We start from the raw sequence: 24,945 nt of genomic DNA, 5'->3' as shown, positions 1-24,945 counted from the left end.
GCCCCGCAATGATCAGGTGACCTGATCGTTCCGGGTCCTGGCTCACCGTCGACCGTGAGCCAGGACCCCGCCAGGTGAGCCAGGACGGCGCCCGGCGGCGATCAGCACTCCCGCCGACGGTGACCTCAGCGCTCCTGGCCGGTGGGGCGGACCGGCACCTCGGTCAGAGCAGTGCGTCGAAGCCGTCGTCCGGCAGGCCGATGCCGCCGTCCAGCGGCGGGCGGGCAGGCTGGTCCAGGCCCCGCATGCGCGCCGCGTGCAGGGCCAGCAGGAGGTTCAGCCGCAGCGTCGGGTCGGTGGTGAACGGCCCCAGGATGCGTTCGAGCTTCCCGATCCGGTACCGCATCGTGTTGTAGTGGAAGTGCAGCCGCCGGGCCGACTCCGCGACGTTGAGGTTGGTCTCCAGCAGCACCCGCAGGGTCTCCCGGAGATCGGCGGAGTCGGCGTCGACGGCGTCGGCCAGCGGGCCGAGCACCTCGTCGACGTAGGAGCGCAGCTCGGTGCTGTCGGGGATCAGCGACAGCAGCCGGAAGACGCCGAGCTGGTCGAAGTGGGTGACCGCCGAAGCCCCGTGGATCTCCAGCCCCACGCCGAGGGCGCGCTGGGCCTGCCGGTGGGCCTCGGCGAGCTCGGACAGCGATCCGGCGGGCCGGCCGATGCCGGTCCCCAGCACGCGGCCGACCCGGCGCAGCCGCCCGTTGACCCGGGAGCTCACCGCGGAGACGAGGGCAGACAGCTCCTCGGGGGTGCGCCCGTCCAGGGGCAACAGCGTCACGATCTCGGTGGCCAGCCCGGCGACCGCCGCGCCCGCGACCTCCGACTCCAGGGCGGCACGCCAGCCGTCGGCGAGCCGGTCGAGGACGTCGAGGGCACGGGTGGGGTCCGCCGCGGCGTCGGCCATGGTCTCGGTCGCCGTCACCAGCACCGCGACCGGCCCGTCGAGGCGCCACCCGAAGGAGCGGGTGTAGGCCAGCGTCCGCTCCGTGTGGCCCACCGCGCCGCCGACCAGCCGGCGGACCAGGTCGCCCTGGAAGCGCAGCTCCACCGAGTGCACGGCCTGCAGGCGGATCACCGAGAGGGCGGCGATGACGGCGGCCCGCTCGAGCACGCCACCGGCGCCCAGCATCATCGCGCCGGTGCGGTGGACGGCGACCAGCCAGCCGTGCCGCTGCTCGCCTGCCATGATCGGCGCCACCGCGTACTCGCCGATGCCGCCGGGGAGCTCGTGGTGGCCCGGGACGAGCAGGATGCCGTCGGCGGGCGAGAGGTCGGCGTCCAGGTCGGCGGGCGTGACCACCGTCTGGTCGGCGCGGACCCCCGACAACCGCAGCGACGGCGCCATCGCGGCCAGCTCGTCGTCGGCGGCGGCGTCGAGGAGCCAGAGCCAGTCGCTGATCTCGGCGACGTCGTCGGCCGGGCCGGCGCTGGTGACGACCTCGCGGTCGGGGCCGAGGCCGAGCACCGCGGCGCCCTCGAGCATCACGGCCAGCCGCTGGGTCACCTCGGCCAGGCCACCGCCGGTGAGCGCGACCTCGGTGAACTCGTCGTCCATCCGGGAGGAGAGCGCGAGGGCCTGGCCCTGCTTGGCGACGACGGCGCCCAGCACACCGGAGACGATCTCGTCGAGGCGGGCCGCCGGCGGCAGCGCGAGCACCGGGAGCCCCCGGCGCTCGGCCTCGGCCAGCACCTCGGCGGGAAGCGGCGGCGGCCCGTCGACCCGGCGGAAGGCGAGCGCGGCGGTACCCGTGGCGTCCAGCCGCTCGACCAGCGCCCGGCAGCTCGCCGGGTCGGCGGGCGGCAGCCGGGCGCCCAGGACGACGAGGACGTCGGGACCGGCGGCGGCCAGCGGATCGGCGGGGTCGTCCACCACCATGTGGCGGATGACCCGGCCCAGCCCGGCCGCCCCGCTGCTCACCGTGCTGCCGGCGAGGACCGGGAGACCGAGGGCCTCCTCGACGGTCAGACCCATGCGCTGCTGCCAGCTGGCGCGCTCGTCGCGCCGGTCGGAGCGGGGCGACTCGGCGACCGCCCAGTTACGACGGAACGGGGTGGTTCCATTACCGTGGGTAGACGACATGAGCGATGCATCACTCTGTGTCACAAGGCATCCCCTTCCAGTCGTCGTCCAGGGTGCCACACGGCAGATGCCTGTCAGGTGTCCCCGGACGCCGACCCCTATTCTTGGCGACATCCGCCATACGAGGGCGTGCGACGCGCCGCTTAGGTTCGACCTCGTTCCACCTGCTCGCTGGATGGTAGGCGCTCCGTGAGGAGCCCGTGCACCCTCCTCGGGAGCGGGTGGGCGAGGGTGGAGCGCCGACCCACCGGCCTCCGCCGTCCCGACGGGGTGGAGGGCGTCCCATGCGCGCGATCGACGACACCGAGGTCCGGACCGGCTCGAACGAGCACCTCGCCCAGCGCGGCCGCGCCGCGCGGGCCGGGGTTCCCACCATCCCTCTGCCCCGGGAATCGGCGCTCGCCGCCGCCCGTCCGACGCCGGTGGCCCCCACGCCCTCCGCCGTCCCCGCCGCCGCGAGCACCGCCGTGGCCGACGTGCTGCGCGGCCCGGTCCGGCCCGCGCGCGTGCTGCTCAGCGTGCCGGCCGCGGTGTACGTGCAGGTGCTCGGCGAGCGCGGCGGCGGCGAGGTCGTCGGAGTCCTCACCAGCGACGCCGCCCGCCTGCCGCTGGGCTGCGTCCTCTTCCGCCCCGGCAACGGGCGCCCGCTGGTCGCGGTCCCCGCGGGGGCACCCGCGGAGGTGGGCGGCGGGCGGATCGTCGTCGGCGACCTCGCCGTCAGCGCCTCCGCCTGGTGGGACCCCCGCCCCCGGCTGCCCGGTGGCCGCCCCGCGCTGCTACCCGAGGGCGTCCGCCAGCTGCGCAACGCCCTCTACGGCGAGGGCGTCCCGCACAGCTCCTTCACGCTGCCCGGCCTGCCCACCGGTCCCGGCGGCCCCCTGGCGGCCCTCCGCGGCGCGGTGCGCCGGGCGGACCTGGAGGCGGCCCTGCGCACCACCACCCGGCTGATCGGCCTGGGCCCGGGGCTCACGCCGGCCGGTGACGACGTCGTGGCCGGCACGATCGCCGGCCTGGTGCTCCTGGGCCACCCCGCGGCGCAGCGCTTCGCCTCCGGCGTGTGCTCCCTGGCCGGGGGCCGCACCACCGAGCTGTCCCGGGCCCTCCTGCGGCACGCCGCCGCCGGGCAGGTCAGCGGCGAGTACGCCGCGGTCCTCCGCGGGCTGGTCGGCGAGCGCCCGCTGGCCCCGGCGATCGCGCGGCTGCTGGCCACCGGGGCCACCAGCGGGCGGGCCATGGCCCTGGGCCTGTGCACGGCCATCGACCTGGTGGACCGCACCGCCCGCGTCCGCTGAGCCGGACGCCGGCGGAGGATGCGGGCGCGCTCAGCCAAGCGGAACCGGCCGCTCCCCCACCGGCACGGGCAGGAGCGGGCCGAGCGAGTCCCACTGGGAGATCCGGCAGCCGTCGACGCGGGACAGCTGCAGGTCCACCGGTTCCCCGTTCCAGCGCCCGCTGACGTACGCGGTCTGCGGCCCGCCGTACTGCTCGGTGCACACCAGGTCCTCGGGCAGCGGCGCGAACGGTTCCGACATGCCGGCCAGGTGCCTGCACGCCGCCTCGGCCTGCGGGTGGGTACCGCCGACGCGGGCGCCGCAGGTCAGGGTCCACGTCTCCGGCGGCGTCCCGTCCCCGCGGTCCAGCTCGATCCGCAGGTCGTCCTCGGCCTGCCCGACGCCCGACGCCGTCGAGCCGTCGGTCCCGGCGTCGCCGCCGGTGCCCGCACCGCCGGCGCAGGCACCGAGGAGGACGCCGGCCAGGAGCAGCGCGGCAGCGGCCGCCTTCATCAGATGCGGGAGGCGTGGATGCTCGTCACCAGGATCGCCCGGGCGCCGAGTTCCCACAGCTCGTCCATCACCCGGTTGGTCTCGGTGCGGGCGATCATCGCGCGCACGGCCGACCAGCCCGGCGTCCGCAGCGGACTGACCGTCGGCCCCTCGATGCCCGGCGTGACCGCGGTGGCCCGCTCCAGCAGCTCGTTGGGGCAGTCGTAGTCGAGCATCACGTACTGCCGGGCGACCAGCACACCGCGCAGCCGCCGGCGCAGCTGCGCCACCGCGGGGATCTCCTCGGAGCCCTGGCGCCGCACCAGGATCGCCTCGCTGCTGAGCACCGGCTCCCCGATGATGTGCAGCCCGGCGGCGCGCAGCGTCGTCCCGGTCTCCACCACGTCGCACACCGCGTCGGCGACGCCCAGCCGGCATGCGGTCTCCACCGCGCCGTCGAGCTTCACGACGTCGGCCTTGAGCCCCTGCTCGTCCAGGTAGCGCCGCAGGAGCACCGGGTAGGCGGTGGCGATCCGCTTCCCGGCGAGCTGCTCCACCTCCTGGATATCCGACTCCACCGGGGTGGCGAACCGGAACGAGGAGCGGCCGAAGCCCAGCGGCATGACCTCCACCGCGCTCGGGCCCTCCCCGTCGGCGGGGGCGGTCTCCAGCAGCATGTCGCGGCCGGTGATGCCGACGTCCAGCGTGCCGGCGGCGACGTAGACGGCGATGTCCCGGGGACGCAGGTAGAAGAACTCCGTGTCGTTGTCCGGGTCGTAGACGGCGAGGTCCTTGGCGCTGCGCCGCTGGCGGTAGCCGCTCTCGGCGAGCATCTCCGCCGCCGGCTCGCTCAGCACACCCTTGTTCGGCACAGCGACGCGCAGCACTGGAGGAACTCCTAGGTGACGTGATGGAACGGCCCTCGAGCAGGGACCCGCGACGCGCGGAGCGTGACGTGGGGGGCTCGAGGGTCCTTTCAGAGGTGAGAGTAGACGTCGTCGAGCGTGAGACCCCGGGCCAGCATGAGGACCTGCACCCGGTAGAGGAGCTGGCTGATCTCCTCGGCGGTGCGCTCCTCCCCCTCGTGCTCGGCGGCCATCCAGGACTCGGCGGCCTCCTCCACGACCTTCTTTCCGGCCGCGTGCAAGCCGTCCCGCACGGCCGCGACGGTGCCCGAGTCGGCGTCGCCGGCGGCCACCTTCGCGGTGAGCTCGGCGAACAGGCTGTCGAAGGTCTTCACGGACGGGCCTCCTGGCCGACGGGGGTGGCGGAGAACCCGGTCTGCCGCTGGGGGGTGCGCAGCTCGCGGAGCACGAGCGCGGTCTGCAGCGCGGCGAGGGTGGCCTCCCAGCCCTTGTCCTCGGCCGAGCCGGGCAGCCCGGAGCGGTCGCGGGCCTGCTGCTCGTCGTTCGTGGTCAGCACGCCGTTGCCCACCGGCCGGCCGGCGTCCAGCGCCACGCGGGTGAGCCCGGCGGTGACCGCGTCGCACACGTACTCGAAGTGCGGCGTCCCGCCGCGCACCACCACGCCGAGCGCGACGACCGCGTCGTGGCGCTCGGCGAGCGCCTGGGCGACGACGGGCAGCTCCACCGCGCCCGGCACCCGGACGACGGTCGGAGCGGCGATGCCGCAGGCCCGGGCGGCCGCGACCGCGCGGTCCAGCAGCGCCCCGGTGATCTCGGCGTGCCAGGTGGTGGCGACGATGCCGAGGGTCAGACCGGCGGCGTCCACGGGGACCGCCTGCGGTGCTCCGGTGCCGCTCACGCCGGCTGCTCGTCCTGGCCGAGGGGGACGTCGGTGCCCGGCACCGTCGTGGCCCCCGGGGCATCGGCGGGCCCCGACTCGGTCTCGGGCTCGATGATGTCGAGCAGGTGGCCCATGCGGTCGCGCTTGGTGCGCAGGTAGCCGAGGTTCTCCGCGGTGACGTGGCTGGGCAGCGACACCCGGCCCAGCACCCGCAGCCCGTAGCCCTCCAGCCCGGCGCGCTTGGCCGGGTTGTTGGTCAGCAGGCGCATGGTGCGGATGCCCAGGTCGACGAGGATCTGCGCGCCGGTGCCGTAGTCGCGCGCGTCCGCGGGGAGGCCCAGGTCGAGGTTGGCGTCGACGGTGTCGGCGCCCATGTCCTGGAGCTGGTAGGCCTGCAGCTTGTGCAGCAGGCCGATGCCCCGGCCCTCGTGCCCGCGGATGTAGAGCACGACGCCGCGGCCCTCCTGGGCGACGGCGGCCAGCGCCGCCTGCAGCTGGGGGCCGCAGTCGCAGCGCAGCGAGCCGAACACGTCGCCGGTGAGGCACTCGGAGTGCACCCGCACCAGCACGTCCTCGCCGTCGCCGATCTCGCCGTAGACGAAGGCGACGTGCTCGCGCTCGTCGTAGGAGCTGCGGTAGCCGACGGCGGTGAAGGTGCCCGGCGCCAGCGGGACGACCGCCTCGGCCACCCGCTCGACCAGCTTGTCGAAGCGCTTGCGGTAGGCGATCAGGTCGGCGATGGAGATCATCACCAGGTCGTGCTCGTCGGCGAAGACCCGCAGCTCCTCACCGCGCGCCATGCCGATCGGGTCCTTCTCGCTGACGATCTCGCAGAGCACCCCGGACGGGCGCAGGCCGGCGAGCAGCGCCAGGTCGACGGCGGCCTCGGTGTGGCCGGGGCGGCGCAGCACGCCGCCGTCGCGGGCACGCAGCGGGACGACGTGGCCGGGGCGGGCCAGGTCGGCCGAGGTGGTGTCGGCGGCGGCCAGGGTGCGAATGGTGTGCGCGCGGTCCGCGGCCGAGATGCCGGTGCTGACGCCCTCGCGGGCGTCGACGGTGACCGTGTAGGCGGTGCCGAGGCGGTCCTGGTTCACCCGGTGCATGGGCGGCAGGTCCAGCCGGTCGGCGTCGGCCTCGGTCACGGCCACGCAGACGTAGCCGGAGGTGTAGCGGACCATGAACGCGACGAGCTCGGGGGTGGCGAGCTCGGCGGCGAAGATGAGGTCGCCCTCGTTCTCGCGGTCCTCGTCGTCGACGACGACGACGGGGCGACCGTCCTTGACCGCGGCGATGGCGCTCTCGATGGAGTCCAGCCGGGTGCGCGGCTCGCTCATGCGCGTGCTCCGAGCAGACGTTCCACGTACTTGGCGATCACGTCGACCTCCAGGTTGACGGGCTCCCCCGGGGCGCGCGCGCCGAGCGTGGTCTCGCGGAGGGTGGTGGGGATGAGGCTGACCTCGAACCAGGGGTCGGGGTCGGCCGCGGCGCTGACCGCGCTCACGGTCAGCGAGACGCCGTCGACGGCGATGGAGCCCTTCTCGACGACGTAGCGGGACAGGTCGGCCGGGAGCGCGATCCGCACGACCTCCCAGTGTTCGCCGGGGGTGCGCGAGAGGATGCGGCCGACGCCGTCGACGTGGCCCTGGACGATGTGCCCGCCCAGGCGGGTGTGCGGGGCGACCGCGCGCTCGAGGTTGACCGGCTGGCCGTCGGCGACCGCACCGAGGCTGCTGCGGCGCAGCGTCTCGGCCATGACGTCGGTGGTCCAGACGCCGCTGCCGTCGTCGCCGGGCTGCACGCCGGTGACGGTCAGGCAGACGCCGTTGACCGCGATCGAGTCACCCAGGGAGACGTCGGTCAGGACGGTGCGGGCGCGGATGCTCAGGACGGCTGCTTCTTCCCCGGGTCGCCCGTGGTCCTGCCGGGCGGCCAGGGTGCCCACCTCTTCGACGATGCCGGTGAACACCTCAGCTCCCTCCGTCCGCGCCGTCCCCGCCGGTGCGGGTACCCCCACCAGTGTGCCGGGTGGGGTGCAGCCGGATCTGCACGTCCCCACCCAACGGGAGGACGTCGGCGACCGAGAAGGTCAGCGCCGAACCGATCCCCGGAATTCCCAGCTCGCCCACCAGGGAGGGCCCGGCACCCAGCAGCTTGGGCGCGAGGTGGACGACGGCCTCGTCGACGAGCCCCGCGCGCAGGAACGCGCCGGCGAGGGTCGGGCCACCCTCGAGCAGCACCCGGCGGACGTCACGGTCGAACAGCTCGGCCAGCAGCTCCGCCGGCGTCGCGGCGTGGCTGACCAGCGTGGGCGCGGCGTCGTCCAGCACCCGGGCGGTGGCCGGCAGCCGGTCCCGGCGGTCGACGACCACCCGAAGGGGCTGCCGGCCGGCGACCGCGCCACCCGTGTCCCGGACAGTGAGATGCGGGTCGTCGGTGAGCGCGGTGCCCGAACCGACAACGACGGCGTCGCAGCCGGCCCGGAGCCGGTGCACCTCGGCGCGCGCCTCGGGCCCGGTGACCCAGCGGCTGCTGCCGTCGGCCGCGGCGACCCGCCCGTCGAGGGTCGCGGCGACCTTCCAGATCACGTACGGCCGCTGCTCCCGCACACCGGTGAGCCAGCCGGCCAGCGCGCCGCGCTCGGCGGCCGCCTGCTCCACGCCCAGGACGACGTCGACCCCGGCCGCCCGCAGGCGGTCCGCTCCCCCGCCGGCCAGCTCGGTGGGTTCGGGCACGGCGACGACGACGCGGGCGATGCCGGCGGCCAGCAGCGCCTCGGCGCACGGACCGGTGCGCCCGGTGTGCGCGCACGGCTCCAGGGTGACGACGGCGGTGCCGCCCCGGGCCCGCCCTCCGGCCTGCGCCAGGGCGACGACCTCGGCGTGCGGGCCGCCGGGCGGGTGCGTGGCCCCCTCGCCGACCACGTCACCGTCGGCGGCGAGGACCACGGCGCCCACCGCAGGGTTGGGGCTCGTCGTCCCCAGGACGGTGGCGCCGAGCTCCCGCGCCCGGGCCATGGCGCTGGACTCGTGCGCCGGGATGCTCGCGGAACGCTCCGCCGGGGAGGTGCTCACCCGCGCATCGCGGCGGCGGCCTGCGCGCGCAGCGCGGCGATCGCCGTCGCGGGGTCGTCGGCGCCGTAGACGGCCGAGCCCGCGACGAACATGTCGACGCCGGCCTCGGCGGCCTGCTCGATCGTGCCGGCGTTGATGCCGCCGTCGATCTCGACCAGCAGCCGGAGCTCCCCGGCGTCCACCAGTTCTCGGGCCCGGCGCACCTTGGGCAGCACGTCGGCGATGAACGACTGGCCGCCGAACCCGGGTTCGACGCTCATCACCAGCAGGGTGTCGAAGTCGGCCAGGACGTCGAGGTAGTCCTCCAGCGGCGTACCGGGCTTGATCGCCAGCCCCGCCAGAGCACCCGCGGCGCGCAGGTCCCGGGCCACCTTCCGCGGATCGGTGCAGGCCTCGGCGTGCACCGTGACGTTGCGCGCTCCTGCCTCGGCGTAGCCCGGCGCCCAGCGCTCGGGGTCCTCGATCATGAGGTGGCAGTCCAGGGGCACCGGGCTGACCCGCTGGATCGCCTCGACCACCGGCAGGCCCAGGGTCAGGTTCGGGACGAAGTGGGCGTCCATGACGTCGACGTGCAGCCAGTCGGCGTCGGCGACGCGCGCCACCTCGTCGGCCAGGCGGGCGAAGTCCGCGGACAGCAGGCTGGGCGCGATCAGCGGTTCCCGGGACACGTCCGCCGAGTCTAGGTGTGGCCGGGGACGACGACGTCCGGGTGTGGTCGGGCCGGTTCGCCCTACTACTGAGGCGTGTCCGTTGCGGACGACCGGGTAGGGCCGCACCCATGGCTTCCGACACCACCGCACCCGCGCGCTACGACGGCTTCGACCGGATGCTCATCGGCGGCACCTGGCGGGCCGGCCGAGCCGGGAAGACCGGCACCGACACCGACCCCTACACCGGCGAGACGCTGACCGAGATCCCGCTCGCGAACGCCGAGGACCTCGACGAGGCCTACGCGAGGGCGAAGGAGGCGCAGCGGGAGTGGGCCGCCCGGCTGCCCAGCGACCGCGCCGACGTCATGCGCCGCGCCGCCCGGATCATGGAGGCCCGCAAGGACGAGATCGTCGACTGGCACATCCGCGAGAGCGGCGCCGCGGCACCGGCGGCCGAGTTCGAGTTCGCGATCACCCTGCGCGACTTCCACGAGTCGTCGTCCTACCCCTACCGGATGGAGGGGCGGATCCTGCCGGCCGACGTCGAGGGCAAGGAGAGCCGCGTCTACCGCCGGCCGGTGGGCGTGGTGGCGGTGATCAGCCCGTGGAACGTGCCGATGCACCTGGCCAACCGCTCGGTCGCCCCCGCCCTGGCGCTGGGCAACGCCGTCGTCCTCAAGCCGGCGAGCGACACCCCGGTGACCGGCGGGCTGCTGCTCGCCAAGGTCTACGAGGAGGCGGGCCTCCCGCCGGGCCTGCTGTCGGTGGTGATCGGCTCCGGCAGCGACATCGGTGACGCGATCGTCAGCCACCCGACGCCTCGCGTGGTGTCCTTCACCGGCTCCACCCCGGTGGGCAAGGGCATCGCCGAGAAGGCGGGGCTCAAGAAGCTCTCGCTGGAGCTGGGCGGGAACGGCCCGCTGGTGGTGCTCGACGACGCCGACCTGGACTACGCCGTGGACGCCGCCGTCTTCGGGAAGTTCTTCCACCAGGGCCAGGTCTGCATGATCACCAATCGGATCGTGGTGGACGGCGCGGTGCACGACGAGTTCGTCGACCGGTACGTGGAGCGGGTGCGCGGGCTCAAGGCCGGCGACCCGCGCGAGGGCGACACCGTGATCGGCCCGATCATCAACAGCAAGCAGCTGGAGGGGATCCAGGAGAAGGTCGCCCAGGCGCGGGACGACGGCGCCGAGCAGCTGCTGGGCGGCGACCCCACCGGCCCGATCGGCTCCGTGCTGCCGCCGCACGTGCTGCTGGGGACGAACGACGTCGCGACCGCCCGGCAGGAGGTGTTCGGCCCGGTCGCGACGATCATCCGGGCCCGCGACGAGGCCGATGCGCTCGCGATCGCCAACGACACCGAGTACGGCCTCTCCAGCGCCGTCTTCACCCGGGACACCCTGCGCGGCGTCACCTTCGCCCTGCAGGTCGAGGCCGGCATGACGCACGTCAACGACTCCCCGCTCAACGACGAGAACAACACCGCGTTCGGCGGTGAGAAGGACTCGGGGCTCGGCCGCTTCGGCGGCGAGTGGGCGATCGAGGAGTTCACCACCGACCACTGGATCAGCGTCCAGCACACCCGGCGGCGGTACCCCTTCTGACGGCCCTCTCGGGTGGCCTCCTCACGGAGACGGCCAGGGCGGCACCCGACCGGGTGACCGTCGCGCCGGGGACCGGCCGGTCCCCCTAGCTGCGCGGTCTTCGGGATCCTCGCGCTGGCCTGTGCCGTCGCCGCGGGGCTCCGCGACGACATCCCTCCGGTCGTCGCAGCCGCGCTCTGCGTCACGTTCGCGGCGGGGTTGCTGGTGGCCCTGCGGAAAAGGCGGGACCGGGTGAAGCGGTGGCTCGCCGACCACCCGCCACCGCGCCCGGAGGATCCGTCGTGAGCACCGGTCCGGACGTCGACTGGTTCCGCTGTCGAACGCCGCGGGCGCCGTGACGACTGGCTGGCCGTGCCCGGGGTGGCACTGCTCTTCGCCTGCCTCGTCACCCTCCAGGGACGGTGGGCGGTGTGGGAAGGCGCCGCGGCCTGGGTCGCCATCGGCGTCCTGACGGCGATCGTCCTGATCGGCCAACTGGTGGTGCTGCTGAGCCCACGCTTGCGTGCCCGGTCGGCCGGGGCGCACCGGATCGGCCACGCCCTCCGTCACCGGCTGGACCCCGGCCCGGAGTTGCGCGAGCGCGCCGACGTCCGAGCGCGTTACCAGGCAGGTGTCGGCTGGCTGGTCTGGTTCGTCCCGCTGGGGCCGGCCGGCCTGCCGCTGGGTGCCCGCTGGGACCGGCCCGTCTCCACCGTGCCCGCTGCGCTCCTCGTCGCCGGAGGGGCCGTGGGCTTCGTCGTGTGGTGGCGGCGCCGGGTCGAGGAGGCCCGGCGGTGGCTCGCCGACCCGCCCGGGCCACCCCGCGAGGTGCCGCCGCCCGGTCGCGTCGAGCGCTGGTCCACCCGGCCCCGCACGGCACTGCTCGCGGTGGCAGCCGTGCTGGTGATCGGTCTGCTGGCCGGTCTGGTCGCGGGGCTGACCGGCTGACCCTTCGCGCAGCGTCGACCTGCGGAAGTGTCGTACCCCCGCCCTAGCCTGCGGGTATGTCGGTGGTCGGGTTCGCGGTCGGGGTGACGGTGTCCCCGGTCGACCCGTTCCCCTCGCCGTGGGAGCTGGCCGATCCCGATCCGCAGCGGTGGGACGAGCCGTTGTCCGCGTGGCTGCCCGCGCGGCGCGGCGCGGTGGAGGCCGCCGACCTGCTCGGCCAGATCGTGGTCGCCGAGGCGAAGCTGGCCGCGTTGCGGGTGGAGCTGGTGATGGACCTCGCGGCCGCCCGGCCGGCGCCTTCCGATCCGCCACCTGGGGGTGAGCGGGCCGGGGACCGCGGCCCGGCGGGGGCCAGTGAGTTCGTGCCCGACGAGTTGGCCATGGTGCACAACTGCAGCCGGACGGCGGCGGTGACCCTGCTGGAGCACGCCGATGTGCTCGCCACCCGGCTGCCGGGCACCTTCGCGGCGCTGCGGCTGGGGTTGCTGGACTGGCCGCGGGCCCGGGCGATCGCCGCCGAGGTCGCCGCCGCCGGGTCCGACACCGACCCGGGAGTGATCGCCGCCGTGGAGGCCGCGGTGCTGCCCGGCGCGACCGGCCTGGGGGTGGGCAAGCTGCGCGAAGCCGTCCCCGCCGAGCTGCTGGCCCGCGACGCCGACGCCGCCGAGCGGCGCCGCAAGGCCCGGCAGCGCGGCGCGGATGTGACCGTGCGCCCGGTCGGGGACGGCATGAGTGAGCTGCGCGCCCTGCTGCCCCACCCCGAGGCCCGCGCCTGCCGCGACGCCGTGGACCGGCATGCCCGCGCGGCGAAGGAGGCCGGCGACGACCGGCCGATCGGCATGCTGCGCGCCGGCGCCGCCGCCGACCTGATCCTGCGGCCCTGGCAGGAGCGCCCGGCGGTGACCGCGCAGCTGACCGTCATCGCCCCGCTGACCGCCCTCACCCCCGCCGGGTTCCTCGCCGCCGGCGCCCCCGCCCCGGCCGCCTTCACCCCACCCAGCACCCCACCCGGCACCCGACCGGGGGTTGCCGAGCCGGTCGGGGAGGTCGACGGGGAGCCGATCACCGCCGCCCACCTGCGCGAACTGCTCGCCCAGCTCGACGCCCTCGCCGTACAGGCGCCACCGGCGGGCAGCCTGCAGATCGCGATCACCGACGCCACCGGGAAGCTGCGGGCGGTCACCGGCCGGGCGGAGCTGGCCCGGCTGGCCCGCACCGGCTGCCCCCACCACCCCGACCACCCCGAGCATCCCGGCCACCCCGACTCATCGTGCGGCTGCCCGCTGCTGGGCCCACCGGCGGCGGTGGACCGCTACCGCCCCTCGGCCGCCCAGCAGCAGTTCCTCCGCCTGCGCGACCGCACCTGCCGCCACCCCGGCTGCACCGTGCCCGCCGGCTGGGCCGACCTGGACCACGTCATCGCCCACACCGCCGGTGGCGCGACCGCCTGCGCAAACCTCTGCTGCCGGTGCCGCCGCCACCACCGGCTCAAGACCTTCGCCCCCGGCTGGACCCACACCCTCGACCCCGACGGCGTGCTCACCGTCACCACCCCCACCGGCGTCACCCGCACCAGCCGACCACCCGGCTTCCGCGTCCTCACCGCACCACCGCAACCACCACCGGCCCCGGAACCGGAACCGGACCCGAACCCGGACCGGGCACTCGACCTGGACGACGACCCACCCTTCTGACCCGACCGGTCAGGCCGGGAGCAGCCGCGTCGGTCAGCGGGTGCGGCGGTCAGCGGGTGCGGCGGTCAGCGGGTGCGGCGGTCAGCGGGTGCGGCGGAGCAGCGCCATGAACATCGCGTCGGTGCCGTGCCGGTGCGGCCACAGCTGCCCGTGGTCCCCGCGTGCGATGCCCGGCACCTCCGGGAACAGCGGTGCCACCGGCAGCACCTCGACGTCGTCCCGGGCGGCGGCGGTGTCGACGACGGCCACCGTCTCCTCGGTGTGCGGCGAACAGGTGACGTAGGCCAGCACCCCACCCGGGCGCACCGAGGCCAGCGCGGCGGCGAGCAGCTCGGTCTGCAGCTCCACCAGCGACGGGACGTCCTCCGGCGTCCGCCGCCAGCGGACCTCCGGGCGGCGGCGCAACGCCCCCAGCCCCGTGCATGGCGCGTCCAGCAGCACCCGGTCGAACGTCCCGGGGCCCCACGGCGGCTCGCGGCCGTCGGCGGCCAGCACCTCGACGTCGGCCTCCCCTCCCAGCGCCTGGCGCACCAGCTCGGCGCGGTGCGGCGCGCGGTCGGCGGCGGTGAGCCGGACCCCGTCGGGGCGGAGCGCGGCGAGCAGCCCCGCCTTGCCGCCGGGGCCGGCGCACACGTCCAGCCATGCCTCGTCCCGCCCCTCCAGCGGAGCGCGGGTGAGCAGCAGCGCGGCGAGCTGGCTGCCCTCGTCCTGCACCGCCGCGCGCCCGGCGCGCACCGATGCCAGCCGGCCGGGGTCTCCCCCGCCGAGCCGCACCGCGTACGGCGACCAGGGGCCGGGCTCGCCGCCGGACTCCTCGGCGAGGGCGACGCGCTCCATCCGGCGGGCGACCAGGTGCACCTCGGGCGCCGCGTCGTCGGCGAGCAGCGCAGGCTCCAGCTCGGCCTCGTCCCCGAGCGCGTCGCGCCAGGCCTCGACGATCCAGCGCGGGTGGTCGGTGGCCAGCGCCAGCCGCTCGTCGCCCTCGGCACCCAGCGTCGCCAGCCAGGAGGCCCGGTCACCACCCGCCGCGACCTTGCGCAGCACGGCGTTGACCAGACCGGAGGCCCCGGTGCCGACGATCGCGCGGGTCAGGGCGACGGTGGTGTCCACGGCCGCGTGGGAGGGCACCCGCAGGTCCACGATCTGGTAGGCGCCCAGCCGCAGCAGGTCCAGCACCCGCGGGTCCAGCTCGGGCAGCGGGCGGGACACGAGGCCGGTGAGGATCGCGTCGAGGGTGCCCCGGGCGCGCAGCGCGCCGTAGGCGAGCTGCGTGGCGAAGGCGGCGTCGCGAGGCTCGAGGTGGCGCTCGCGCAGCAGCTGCGGGAGGAGCAGGTTGGCGTAGGCGTCGCGCGAGGAGACGCCGTCGAGGACGTCGTAGGCGGTCAGCCGGGCGCCGTCGAGCGGACGTCGGCGCGCGGCCGGGTGCGGGCGGCCACCGCGGCGCGGGCCACCCCCCTGGCGCTTCGGCGGGCGGGTCACTCGCCGCCCAGCCGCTCGCCCGGCGCGGGTCGCGCCCCGCGGGCCCAGTCCGCGGCCGGCAGCATCCGCTTGCCCGCGGGCTGCACCCGGTCCAGCCGCACCGCGCCGTTGCCGGTGCCCACGAGCACGCCTCCGCTCCCCACCTGCAGCTCGCCGGGCTCGAGGGCGGGCCCGTCCGGCGCGGGCACGACGGGGCCGAGCCGCAGCCGCTCCCCCCGCCACGTCGTCCACGCGCCCGGAGCCGGGGAGACCCCGCGGATCCGCCGGTCCACCACGTGCGCCGGCAGCGCCCAGTCGACGCGGGCGTCCGCCGTCTCGACCTTCGGGGCGAGGCTGATGCCCTCGGCCGGCTGCGGCTGCGGCTCCAGCGCGCCCGCGGCGATGCCGTCCAGCGTGGCCAGCAGCAGCTGCGCACCGCTGACGGCGAGCCGCTCGAGCAGGTCGCCGGCGGTGTCCCGCGGCCGGATCGCCTCGGTGAGCGTGCCGTAGACCGGGCCGGTGTCGAGGCCGGCCTCCAGGAGGAAGGTCGACGCGCCGGTCACCTCGTCGCCGGCCATGATCGCGTGCTGCACCGGCGCGGCCCCCCGCCACGCGGGCAGCAGGGAGAAGTGCAGGTTCACCCAGCCGCGCGCCGGCACGTCCAGCGCCGCCTGCGGCACCAGCGCGCCGTAGGCCACGACGGGCACGCAGTCGACGCCGAGGGTCGCGAGCTGCTCGAGGAACGCGGGCTCGCGGGGTGACCGCGGCTGGAGCACCGGGAGCCCGGCCGCGTCGGCCCGCTCCGCGACCGGGGAACGGCTGACCTTCCGGCCGCGCCCCGAACGGGCGTCCGGCCGGGTGAGGACGGCGACGACCTCGTGGCCGGAGGCGAGCAGCGCCTCCAGGGAGGGGACGGCGGGCGCCGGGGTGCCGGCGAACAGGAGCTTCAGTGCGGGCTCACCTTCACGACGGGGAGGTAGCTGCCGTGGCCCTGCCACTCGGCGGCCTGGATCTCGGCGAGCGCGGTGGCGCGGTCGGCGTCGGCGAGCCGCTCGATGAACAGCACGCCGTCGAGGTGGTCGGTCTCGTGCTGGATCGCGCGGGCCAGCAGCTCGGAGCCCTCGACCCGCACCGGGTCGCCGTGCACGTTCCAGCCGGAGGCGACCACGTGCAGATGACGGCGGCAGTCGTAGCGCAGGTCGGGGATGGAGAGGCAGCCCTCGGGGCCGTCCTGCCCCTCCTCCCCCACCGTGGCGACGTCGGGGTTGACCAGGTGGCCGACCTCGCCGTCGACGTACCAGGTGAAGACCCGGAGGCCGACGCCGATCTGCGGCGCCGCCAGGCCCGCGCCCCCGGCGGCCCGCATGGTGTCGGTCAGGTCGTCGACGAGCCGCCGGAGCTCGGCGTCGAAGTCCACGACCGGGGCCGCGGGCCGGTGCAGCACCGGGTCGCCGAACAGCCGGATGGGGGTGACGCTCACCGGTCGATCGTATGCGGGGGTGCCGCGCCCTCCTCGGCCAGCGCGGCCCGGACGGCGGCGGCGACGTGCAGCGCCGTCGTCGGGAAGGTCGGCACGGGCACGTCACCCGGCCCGATCAACAGCTCGATCTCGGTGCAGCCGAGCACGATGCCCTGCGCGCCGCGGGCCACCAGCCGGTCGACCACCTCCTGGTAGGCCCGCCGCGACTCCCCGCGGACGACGCCGAGCACGAGCTCCTCGTAGATGACCCGGTGCACCAGGTCGCGGTCGGCCTGCTCGGGAACCAGCACCTCCAGCCCCGCGTCCGCCAGCCGGTCGACCAGGAAGGGCTGCTCCATCGTGTAGCGGGTGCCCAGCAGGCCGATGCGGGACAGCCCTGCGGCGGTGATCGCCTCGGCGGTGCTGTCGCCGATGTGCAGGAACGGGACGTCGATCCCGCTCGTCACCGCGTCGGCGACGGTGTGCATCGTGTTGGTGCACAGGAGCACGAGGTCGGCGCCGGCGGCCTGCAGCGCGCGGGCGTCGGCCGCCAGCAGCTCGCCGGCCGCGGCCCAGTCGCCGGCGGCCTGCAGCCGCTCGATGACGGCGAAGTCCACCGACAGCAGGATGCAGCGCGCCGCGTGGAACCCGCCGAGCCGGTCGCGCACCTGCTCGTTGAGCAGCCGGTAGTACAGCGCGCTGCTCTCCCAGCTCATCCCGCCCAGCAGCCCGATCGTCCTCACCCGCGGCATCGTCGCAGCTCGCCGGTGTCCGGCCGAGGAGGGCAAGCCCCCGGCTTCCCCGGCGACAGTCGTTCTCTGCCCACCCGGGCGGGGCAGAGAGCGACTCACCGGGAGACAGCACTGCCGGGGAGAGCGCTGCCGGGAAGACGCGGCTAGACCAGGTCGAGCGGGTCGAGCTGCACGCGCACGTGCTCGGGCACTTTTTTCGCGCTCCGCACCCCCTGCACCTCGGCCAGCGCGTGCGCCAGGGCAGCGCCCTCGGTGCGCGGCACGCGCACCAGGTACCGCTCGCGCTCCCCCTCCTGCCCGGGCCGGGGCCGCTCCGGGACCGGCCCCAGGAGGTCGGCGCCGGCCGGCAGCCGCGCCGCGGCCAGGTACTCGCCCAGCGCCGACGGCGACGCCACCAGCGACGCCATGCGCGTCACCGGCGGGAAACCGAGCTCCCGGCGGTCGGCGAGCTCCCGCTCGGCCAGCCAGGCCGGGTCCCAGCGCACCAGGGCCTGCACGACCGGGTGGGCGGCGTCGGCGGCGACGACCACCTGGCCGCCGGCCGACGCCGGTCGCACGAGCGCGGCGGCGTTGGCCCACCGGCGCAGCGTCTCCTCCCCGGCGCGCAGGTCGGCCCGGCCGAGCAGCGCCCAGGAGTCCAGCAGCAGCGCGGCGCCGTACCCGCCGTCGGCCACCGGTTCGGCGCCCGGTGTCGCGACGACCAGCGCCGGCCCCGCGGGCACGGTGGCGAGGACCCCGGACGTGCTGCCGGAGGTGCGCACGGTCGTGCCCGGGAAGGCGCGCGCGAGCTCCTCGGCGGTGCGCGACTCCCCCACCACCGCGGCCCGCAGCTTCGTCGCGTGGCAGTGCGGGCAGTCGAAGGTGGCGGCCGGACGGGCGCACCATCGGCAGGCCGGGATGCGGGTTCCGCCGGGCCCGGGGCGCGGGGAGATGCCGAGCGGGCCGGAGCAGTGCGCGCACCGGGCGGGTGCCCGGCAGCGGGCGCACGCCAGCGACGGGACGTAGCCGCGCCGCGGCACCTGCACCAGCACCGGTGCGCCGGCGGCCAGCGCCCGGCGGGCCGTCTCGTAGGCCAGCGAGGGCAGGCGGGCGGTGCGGGCCGCGGGGTCGCGGGCCAGCTCGAAGTCGTCACCCAGCGCCTGCACCCGGGGAGCGGACGCGCGCAGCGCGGTGCGGTCGGCGACCAGCTCGTTCGCCCAGCCGGACTCCACCAGCAGCGCGGCCTCGGCGGTGCGCGACGTCCCCGCGACGACCGCGGCGCAGGAGTCCAGCCAGGCCCGCTGCACGAGCACGTCGCGGGCGTGCGGGTAGGGGGCGCGCTCGTCGGAGTGCAGGTCGTCGCCGTCGTCCCAGACGACCACCAGGCCGAGGTCGCGGACCGGCGCGAACATCGCCGCCCGGGTGCCGAGCACCACCTGCGCGGCGCCCCGGGACGCGGCGAGGAACCGGCGGTAGCGCTTCTCCGGGGAGTCGTCGGCCCGCAGCACGGTGAACGAGTGCTCGGGCAGCAGGCGCTCCGCCGCCGCCGTCAGCCGGTCCAGGTCCCGGCCGTCGGGGACGACGACCAGCGACCCGCGCCGCCCCGAGAGCGCCGCCCGGCACAGCTCGACGAGCCGGGTGGGCCAGTCCTCACCGGGCAGCGCCGTCCAGACCGCGCGCGCCGGCCGTCCCTCGGCCAGGGCGGCCAGGAGCGCCGGACCGGCCTGGTAGCGGGCGAACCCGGCCGGGTCCGGCGGCCTGGGCAGCGCCTCGGGCGTCGGCGACTCGCGCTTCTCCGCCGCGCCGCGGCGCGGCGGCAGGGCCAGCCGCAGCACGTCGCCGGCGGTGCCCGCGTAGCGGTCCGCCACCGCCCGGACCAGCCGCGCGACCTGCGGGGTGAGCACCGGCTCCCCGGAGGGCACGTGCGAGAGCGGCTGCAGCGTGCCGGTGAAGTCGGTGGTGTCCGCCAGCTCCCAGACCACGCCGTCGGCCAGCCGGCCGTGGAACCGGACCCGCACCCGGCACCCGGCCTGCACCGTTTCGGCGAACTTCTCCGGGACGGCGTAGTCGAACGGCCGGTCCAGGTGCGCCAGGGGGACGTCCACGACGACCCGGGCGACCTGCACCCGATCAGTCTCCCCGCTCACACCGACAACTTCCCGGTCCCGGGTGACGTGCTGGAACGGCCCCGCTGCAGGGCCCGGGCCGAGCCTGCGAGGTCCCGGAGGGCGGCGGGGTCCTTCGTCAGCCGACCGCGGCCTTGAGGGCCTCGACGCGGTCCAACCGCTCCCAGGGCAGGTCGAGGTCGGCGCGGCCGAAGTGTCCGTAGGCGGCGGTGGGGCCGTAGATCGGCCGCAGCAGGTCCAAGTCGCGGACGATGGCGCCCGGCCGCAGGTCGAACACCGAGGTGATCGCCTTCTCCAGCACCTCGTCGGCGACCGTGCCAGTGCCCTGGGTGTCGACGAACAGCCCGACCGGGTGCGCCGCGCCGATGGCGTAGGCCACCTGCACCTCGCAGCGGCGGGCGAGACCCGCGGCGACGACGTTCTTGGCCACCCAGCGCATCGCATAGGCGCCCGAGCGGTCCACCTTCGACGGGTCCTTGCCGGAGAAGGCGCCGCCGCCGTGCCGGGCCATGCCGCCGTAGGTGTCGACGATGATCTTGCGACCGGTGAGCCCGGCGTCGCCCATCGGGCCGCCGATGACGAACTTCCCGGTCGGGTTCACCAGCAGCCGGTGCCCCGTGGTGGGCAGGCCGAGGGCGGCCAGCTCCGGCTCGACGACGAGCTCCTCGATGTCGGGGGTCAGCAGCGTCTCGATGGAGATGTCCTCCGCGTGCTGCGAGGAGACGACGACCGTGTCGACGGCGACCGGGCGGTCGTCCTCGTAGACGACGGTGACCTGGGTCTTGCCGTCGGGGCGCAGGTAGGGCACCGAGCCGTCCTTGCGCACCGCGGAGAGCCGGCGGGAGAGGCGGTGGGCCAGCGCGATCGGCAGCGGCATCAGCTCCGGGGTCTCGTCGGTCGCGTACCCGAACATCAGGCCCTGGTCGCCGGCGCCCTGGCGCGCGATCGCGTCCTCGACGGCCTGCTCCTGGTCGCGGACCTGGGCCTGCGTCCGCGACTCGTAGCCGATGTCGACGCCCTGCGCGATGTCGGGGGACTGCGCGCCGATGGAGACGCTGACACCGCAGGAGGCGCCGTCGAAGCCCTTCCGGGAGGAGTCGTAGCCGATCCGCAGGACCGTCTCGCGGACGATCGCCGGGATGTCGACGTACCCGGCCGTGGTGACCTCACCGGCGATGTGCACCTGACCGGTGGTGATCAGCGTCTCGACGGCGACGCGGCTGCGCGGGTCCTGGCCGAGCATCGCGTCCAGGATCGAGTCGCTGATCTGGTCGGCGATCTTGTCCGGGTGGCCCTCGGTCACCGACTCGGACGTGAAGAGGCGGCGTGGCACTCGGACTCCCTGGGGACGTGGCTCGACGGGTCGTTCGGTGCGGAGCACCGGAGAGGAACGTTACCGGCGCGCTCCGCAGGCGGGTACGACGGCGTGCGTCAGGCCCGCCCGGGCGGGGTCAGCCGGGCTGCGACCGCGGTCCAGATCCCGGCGGCCACGGCGTCCTTGCTGCCCCGCGGGACCTCGGTGGCGGGGCCGTCGGCGGCGAGCACGACGACGGCGTTGTCCGGCCGGCCGAAGACCTGCCCCGCCGAGACGTCGTTGACCACCAGGAGGTCGCACCCCTTGCGGGCGAGCTTCGCCCGGGCGTGGGTGAGCACGTCGGCGTCGGCGTCCCCGGTCTCGGCGGCGAAGCCGACCACCAGCTGGCCGGGTGCCCGCTCGCCGACGAGCTCGGTGAGCACGTCGGGGTTGCGGACCAGCTCGACCGCGGTCGGCTCACCGGCCGAGCCCTTCTTGAGCTTGGTCGCGGCGACGCCGGCCGGGCGGAAGTCGGCCACCGCCGCGCTCATGACCACCACGTCGGCTCTCGCCTCCCCGCCCGCCCCGGCCTCGGCGAGCATCGCGGTGCGCAGCTGCTCGGCCGTCTCCACGGCCACGACCCGGACGCCGAAGGGCGCAGGGGCCTCGACGTTGGCGGCGACGAGCACCACGTCGGCGCCCCGGGCGGCGGCGACGCGGGCCAGCGCCCAGCCCTGCTTGCCCGAGGATCGGTTGCCCAGGTAGCGCACCGGGTCCAGCGGCTCACGGGTGCCACCGGCGCTGATGACGACCTTCCGGTCGGCGAGGTCGCGGGCCAGCGCGGCGGGCCCGCCCTCGAGCACGACCGCGGCCAGGGCGGCGACGTCGGCGGGCTCGGGCAGCCGGCCGGGTCCGGAGTCGGGCCCGGTGAGCCGGCCGACCGCCGGCGGGAGGACGATCGCGCCCCAGCGGCGCAGGGTGGCCACGTTGTCCTGCGTCGCGGGGTGCAGCCACATCTCGGTGTGCATGGCCGGCACGAAGACCACCGGGCAGTGCGCGGTGAGCAGGGTGGCGGTGAGCAGGTCGTCCGCCCGGCCCGCGGCGGCCCGCGCCAGCAGGTCGGCGGTGGCGGGCGCGACGACGACGAGGTCGGCGTTCTGCCCGATGCGCACGTGCGCGACCTCGGGGACGTCGGACCACACGTCGGTGGTCACCGGGTTGCCGGACAGCGCCTCGAAGGTCGCGGCCCCGACGAAGTGCAGCGCCCCGGGCGTGGGGACGACGCGGACGTCGTGCCCCGCCTCGGTGAAGGCCCGCAGCAGCAGCGCGGCCTTGTAGGCGGCCACTCCCCCGCTGACGCCCAGCACGATCCGGCTCATGCGCTCATCCTCCCGACACGACGACGCACCCGGCAGCCACTGCCGGGTGCGTCGTCATCACTTGGGGTGCTGGAACGGCCCCCTCGCAGGGCCCCGCCGCGACCTCGCGAGCGGTGGGGGGCGAGGGGGTCCCTCTTCAGTTCTCGCCGGCGGTGTGCGCCAGGAGGCCGTCGTTGATCTCGCGGAGCGCGATCGACAGCGGCTTCTCCTGGGGCGCGGTGTCGACCAGCGGGCCGACGTACTCCAGCAGGCCCTCGGAGAGCTGGCTGTAGTAGGCGTTGATCTGGCGCGCGCGCTTGGCGGCGAAGATCACCAGGCCGTACTTGCTGCTGGTGCGCTCGAGCAGCTCGTCGATCGGCGGGTTGGTGATGCCCTCGGGGGCGGGTGCGACTCCGGACACGGTCGGACGGGTCTCCTCGATCGTTTTCGTGGGAGCGGGCGGGCCGGCGGACCGGCGGGCTCACTCGTGGGCGCTGCCCCCCGCAGGCGGACCGGGTGACGGCGCAGTCAGCAAGCCTACCAACTCGTCCGCGGCGCGGGCGACGTCGTCGTTGACGACCACCACGTCGAACTCACCCGAGGAGTCCAGCTCGGCCTGCGCGATCGCCAGGCGGCGCTCCTGGACGGCGGCCGGCTCCGACCCCCGGCCGGCCAGCCGGCTCACCAGCTCGGCCCACGAGGGCGGGGCCAGGAAGACCAGTTGGGCCTCCGGCGCCCGCGCCCGGACCTGCCGGGCGCCCTGCAGCTCGATCTCCAGCAGCGCGGGCCGGCCGGTGGCCAGCTGCGCCTGCACCGGCGCGAGCGGGGTGCCGTAGCGGTTGCCCGCGTACTCGGCCCACTCCAGCAGCCCCTCGGTGGCGATCAGGCGGTCGAACTCGGCGGCGGAGACGAAGTGGTAGTGCACGCCGTCGACCTCACCGGGCCGGGGACGACGAGTGGTGGCCGACACCGACACCCAGACCTCGGGGTGCCGCCGCCGGACCTCGGCGACCACGGTGCCCTTGCCGACCCCGGAGGGTCCCGAGAGCACGGTCAGCCGTGCCGGTGTCGCTGCAGCCACTCGTCGTCCTCGCCCGGGGTCGTCGGCGGTTGCCGACGACCCTCCTCAGACGGAGCCGTCGGCGGGGACCTGATCGACGTCGACCTCGTCGCCGCCGAACTCGGCCTCCAGCGCCCGCCGCTGGTTGGCGCCCAGCCCCCGCACGCGCCGCGTGGGGGAGATCTCCAGGCGCTCCATGATCTTCGCAGCCCGCGCCTTGCCCACACCGGGCAGGGATTCCAGGACGGCGGAGACCCGCATCTTGCCGATCACTTCGTCGGTCTCGCCCTGCTTGAGGACGTCGCCGACCGTGGCGCCCTTGCTCTTGAGTCGCTCGCGCAGCTCGGCGCGCGCCTTGCGGGCCGCGGCCGCCTTCTCGAGGGCGGCGGCCCGCTGTTCCGGGGACAGTTCAGGCAGGGGCATCGTGCAACCCAATCGTGTGTCGTCGTCGGCCGATCTCCGACCGGCGGTCGTTCGGTGTGCGGAGACGCACCGCGTCTCCGCCGCGAGCCTCTCGGTCGTCGTGGTTCCCGGCAAATCCGCAGGTCACGCGCGGGCACGGAGACCGGCCGCGCGACCCGGGAACCCCTCGTTCACACGATCGCCGCCTATCCGGTGACCGTGCGTGATCACCCCAGGTCAGGGCCTCTATCCGGACGGTCCGGTTTCGCCGCGTCGGCGTCCCGCGCAAGCGGGGTTCGGGACCCCGACACGCCGACGAGACGACACGCCCGACGGCCGTTCCCGGCCCGGTCAGTGCCCCGGCGCGCGGCTCGGGGGTGCCGCGTCCTGTGCGTGCGGCGCGTCGACCTCGCGGTGCGGTCGCCGTCCTCGCGGTGTGCGGCGAGGACGGCGGCGGTATCGCGCGGCTGATCAGGCGCGTCGGCGTGCCCGGCACCGTGGGCAGGACGGGTCCGTGGGCAGGGCGGGTCCGTGGGCAGGGCGGGGTCCGTGCGCAGGACGGCGCCGAGCGCCCCGGCCAGCCACGGCAGCGCCCGCCTCATGCCGCCAGGGCCTCCGCCCAGCGCTCGGCCGCGACCCGCAGCGCCGTCGCGTCGGGCCCCGCGCCCAGCACGTCGCGGGACACCGTGGGCACGACCGCCGCACGGTCGCCGAACAGCCTGCGCAGGTCGGCGACCGTCCCGCCCTGCGCGCCGAGCCCGGGCGCGAGGACCGGACCGCCCAGGCCGGACAGGTCGACGTCGAGGTCGCGCAGGGTCGCCCCGACCACCACGCCGAAGGAACCGGTGCTGGGGCCGAACCCGGTGGCGAGGTCCCGCAGGGCACCCGGGTCGGGCAGCGGGTCGCCCACGACCCAGCCGGGGGTGTTCCAGCCGCGCACGGTGTCGACCACGACCTGCGCGACCGACCGGTCCCCCACGAGCGCGTGCTGGAGGGTGCCGGCGTCGGGGTTGGAGGTGCGGGCCAGCACGAACAGGCCCCCGCCGTGCTGCCGGGCGGTGTCCACCGCGGGCTGCAGCGAGCCCGGCCCCAGGTAGGGGCTGATGGTCATCGCGTCCACCCGCATCGGGTGGTCGCTGCGCAGGTAGTCGGCGTAGGCGGCCATGGTGGAGCCGATGTCGCCGCGCTTGGCGTCCAGCAGCACGAGCGCCCCGGCGGCGCGCGCCCGGGCCACCCCCTCCTCGAGGACGGCGAGGCCGCGGGAGCCGAACCGCTCGTAGAAGGCGATCTGCGGCTTGAGCACGGCGACCGACCCCGCCAGTGCGTCGACGACGGCGTCGGTGAACCGGGCCACCCCGTCGGCGCTGTCGGGCAGCCCCCAGGCGTCGAGGAGGGCGGCGTGCGGGTCGATGCCGACGCAGAGCGGCCCGCGGGAGGCCACCGCATCGGCCAGCCGCTGCCCGAAGGGTGCAGTCACGAGTCCTCCTCGCTGTCGCTCGTCGGACTCGCGCCCGGCAGTGCT

Annotated in this window: 24 protein-coding genes; 4 read left to right on the top strand and 20 right to left on the bottom strand. The window is 75.8% G+C overall.

The window, feature by feature from the left end; genetic code table 11:
• Positions 1–163: 163 nt before the first annotated feature.
• Positions 164–2,077, bottom strand: coding sequence for a PucR family transcriptional regulator (locus QOZ88_RS10255; RefSeq protein WP_305999680.1), 1,914 nt, complete (start codon positions 2,075–2,077; stop codon positions 164–166).
• A gap of 284 nt (positions 2,078–2,361) precedes the next feature.
• Between QOZ88_RS10255 and QOZ88_RS10250 the strand changes: the two genes are divergently transcribed.
• Entirely contained in the window at positions 2,362–3,369 is a 1,008-nt protein-coding gene (locus QOZ88_RS10250; protein WP_305999679.1) for a DUF2877 domain-containing protein, read from the top strand.
• Between the two features lie 30 nt (positions 3,370–3,399).
• On the opposite strand, the gene QOZ88_RS10245 is transcribed toward QOZ88_RS10250, so the two are convergent.
• From QOZ88_RS10245 to rpe, 8 genes are all read right to left on the bottom strand, one after another.
• Positions 3,400–3,861 (bottom strand): SSI family serine proteinase inhibitor, encoded by a 462-nt coding sequence (locus tag QOZ88_RS10245; RefSeq protein ID WP_305999678.1) that lies wholly within the window; start codon positions 3,859–3,861, stop codon positions 3,400–3,402.
• The gene (gene hisG / locus QOZ88_RS10240; RefSeq protein ID WP_305999677.1) at positions 3,861–4,727 is read right to left on the bottom strand and encodes an ATP phosphoribosyltransferase; all 867 of its coding nucleotides are present in this window, start codon (positions 4,725–4,727) and stop codon (positions 3,861–3,863) included. The genes QOZ88_RS10245 and hisG overlap by 1 nt, the downstream gene beginning before the upstream one ends.
• Positions 4,728–4,816: 89 nt before the next feature.
• Complete coding sequence (locus tag QOZ88_RS10235) at positions 4,817–5,080, bottom strand: phosphoribosyl-ATP diphosphatase (RefSeq protein WP_305999676.1); 264 nt, start codon at positions 5,078–5,080, stop codon at positions 4,817–4,819.
• Positions 5,077–5,604 carry a 6,7-dimethyl-8-ribityllumazine synthase gene (ribH, locus tag QOZ88_RS10230; RefSeq protein ID WP_305999675.1) on the bottom strand — a complete coding sequence of 176 codons (528 nt, stop codon included), beginning with the start codon at positions 5,602–5,604 and terminating at the stop codon, positions 5,077–5,079. Before ribH ends, QOZ88_RS10235 begins: the two co-directional genes overlap by 4 nt.
• On the bottom strand, positions 5,601–6,920 hold the full coding sequence (locus QOZ88_RS10225; RefSeq protein WP_305999674.1) for a bifunctional 3,4-dihydroxy-2-butanone-4-phosphate synthase/GTP cyclohydrolase II: 1,320 nt from the start codon (positions 6,918–6,920) through the stop codon (positions 5,601–5,603). The genes ribH and QOZ88_RS10225 overlap by 4 nt, the downstream gene beginning before the upstream one ends.
• Complete coding sequence (locus QOZ88_RS10220) at positions 6,917–7,552, bottom strand: riboflavin synthase (RefSeq protein WP_305999673.1); 636 nt, start codon at positions 7,550–7,552, stop codon at positions 6,917–6,919. The genes QOZ88_RS10225 and QOZ88_RS10220 overlap by 4 nt, the downstream gene beginning before the upstream one ends.
• A 1-nt stretch (position 7,553) precedes the next feature.
• Positions 7,554–8,657, bottom strand: coding sequence for a bifunctional diaminohydroxyphosphoribosylaminopyrimidine deaminase/5-amino-6-(5-phosphoribosylamino)uracil reductase RibD (gene ribD, locus QOZ88_RS10215; protein WP_305999672.1), 1,104 nt, complete (start codon positions 8,655–8,657; stop codon positions 7,554–7,556).
• On the bottom strand, positions 8,654–9,325 hold the full coding sequence (gene rpe / locus QOZ88_RS10210; protein ID WP_305999671.1) for a ribulose-phosphate 3-epimerase: 672 nt from the start codon (positions 9,323–9,325) through the stop codon (positions 8,654–8,656). Before rpe ends, ribD begins: the two co-directional genes overlap by 4 nt.
• Positions 9,326–9,435: 110 nt before the next feature.
• Between rpe and QOZ88_RS10205 the strand changes: the two genes are divergently transcribed.
• The 3 genes from QOZ88_RS10205 (at position 9,436) to QOZ88_RS10195 (ending at position 13,535) form a co-directional block, all read left to right on the top strand.
• Positions 9,436–10,914, top strand: coding sequence for an aldehyde dehydrogenase family protein (locus tag QOZ88_RS10205; protein WP_305999670.1), 1,479 nt, complete (start codon positions 9,436–9,438; stop codon positions 10,912–10,914).
• Positions 10,915–11,265: 351 nt separating this feature from the next.
• Positions 11,266–11,841 (top strand): hypothetical protein, encoded by a 576-nt coding sequence (locus QOZ88_RS10200; protein ID WP_305999669.1) that lies wholly within the window; start codon positions 11,266–11,268, stop codon positions 11,839–11,841.
• A gap of 56 nt (positions 11,842–11,897) precedes the next feature.
• Positions 11,898–13,535, top strand: coding sequence for an HNH endonuclease signature motif containing protein (locus tag QOZ88_RS10195; RefSeq protein WP_305999668.1), 1,638 nt, complete (start codon positions 11,898–11,900; stop codon positions 13,533–13,535).
• An 81-nt stretch (positions 13,536–13,616) separates the two neighbouring features.
• Here the strand turns inward: QOZ88_RS10195 and QOZ88_RS10190 are convergent, their stop codons facing one another.
• From QOZ88_RS10190 to pyrF, 11 genes are all read right to left on the bottom strand, one after another.
• On the bottom strand, positions 13,617–15,014 hold the full coding sequence (locus QOZ88_RS10190) for an RsmB/NOP family class I SAM-dependent RNA methyltransferase (RefSeq protein WP_305999667.1): 1,398 nt from the start codon (positions 15,012–15,014) through the stop codon (positions 13,617–13,619).
• Complete coding sequence (gene fmt, locus QOZ88_RS10185; protein ID WP_305999666.1) at positions 15,011–15,991, bottom strand: methionyl-tRNA formyltransferase; 981 nt, start codon at positions 15,989–15,991, stop codon at positions 15,011–15,013. The genes QOZ88_RS10190 and fmt overlap by 4 nt, the downstream gene beginning before the upstream one ends.
• Positions 15,940–16,473, bottom strand: coding sequence for a peptide deformylase (def, locus tag QOZ88_RS10180; protein WP_305999665.1), 534 nt, complete (start codon positions 16,471–16,473; stop codon positions 15,940–15,942). Before def ends, fmt begins: the two co-directional genes overlap by 52 nt.
• Positions 16,470–17,195 carry an aspartate/glutamate racemase family protein gene (locus QOZ88_RS10175; RefSeq protein ID WP_305999664.1) on the bottom strand — a complete coding sequence of 242 codons (726 nt, stop codon included), beginning with the start codon at positions 17,193–17,195 and terminating at the stop codon, positions 16,470–16,472. The genes def and QOZ88_RS10175 overlap by 4 nt, the downstream gene beginning before the upstream one ends.
• Before the next feature lie 152 nt (positions 17,196–17,347).
• On the bottom strand, positions 17,348–19,309 hold the full coding sequence (locus QOZ88_RS10170; RefSeq protein WP_305999663.1) for a primosomal protein N': 1,962 nt from the start codon (positions 19,307–19,309) through the stop codon (positions 17,348–17,350).
• 118 nt (positions 19,310–19,427) lie between these two features.
• Positions 19,428–20,642 carry a methionine adenosyltransferase gene (gene metK, locus QOZ88_RS10165; RefSeq protein ID WP_305999662.1) on the bottom strand — a complete coding sequence of 405 codons (1,215 nt, stop codon included), beginning with the start codon at positions 20,640–20,642 and terminating at the stop codon, positions 19,428–19,430.
• A gap of 98 nt (positions 20,643–20,740) precedes the next feature.
• Positions 20,741–21,982: a bifunctional phosphopantothenoylcysteine decarboxylase/phosphopantothenate--cysteine ligase CoaBC gene (coaBC, locus tag QOZ88_RS10160; RefSeq protein WP_305999661.1), complete on the bottom strand. Its 1,242-nt coding sequence runs from the start codon at positions 21,980–21,982 to the stop codon at positions 20,741–20,743.
• A 136-nt stretch (positions 21,983–22,118) separates the two neighbouring features.
• Complete coding sequence (gene rpoZ / locus QOZ88_RS10155; RefSeq protein ID WP_305999660.1) at positions 22,119–22,382, bottom strand: DNA-directed RNA polymerase subunit omega; 264 nt, start codon at positions 22,380–22,382, stop codon at positions 22,119–22,121.
• A 60-nt stretch (positions 22,383–22,442) separates the two neighbouring features.
• Positions 22,443–23,042, bottom strand: a complete 600-nt coding sequence (gene gmk, locus QOZ88_RS10150) for a guanylate kinase (protein ID WP_305999659.1) — start codon at positions 23,040–23,042, stop codon at positions 22,443–22,445.
• 45 nt (positions 23,043–23,087) lie between these two features.
• Positions 23,088–23,444 carry an integration host factor, actinobacterial type gene (gene mihF / locus QOZ88_RS10145; protein ID WP_305999658.1) on the bottom strand — a complete coding sequence of 119 codons (357 nt, stop codon included), beginning with the start codon at positions 23,442–23,444 and terminating at the stop codon, positions 23,088–23,090.
• Positions 23,445–24,021: 577 nt separating this feature from the next.
• Complete coding sequence (pyrF, locus tag QOZ88_RS10140; RefSeq protein ID WP_305999657.1) at positions 24,022–24,900, bottom strand: orotidine-5'-phosphate decarboxylase; 879 nt, start codon at positions 24,898–24,900, stop codon at positions 24,022–24,024.
• Positions 24,901–24,945: the final 45 nt, after the last annotated feature.

It is taken from the genome of Blastococcus carthaginiensis, from assembly GCF_030731085.1.
Lineage (GTDB): Bacteria > Actinomycetota > Actinomycetes > Mycobacteriales > Geodermatophilaceae > Blastococcus > Blastococcus carthaginiensis.
This window is presented reverse-complemented; position numbering and strand designations above follow the sequence as displayed.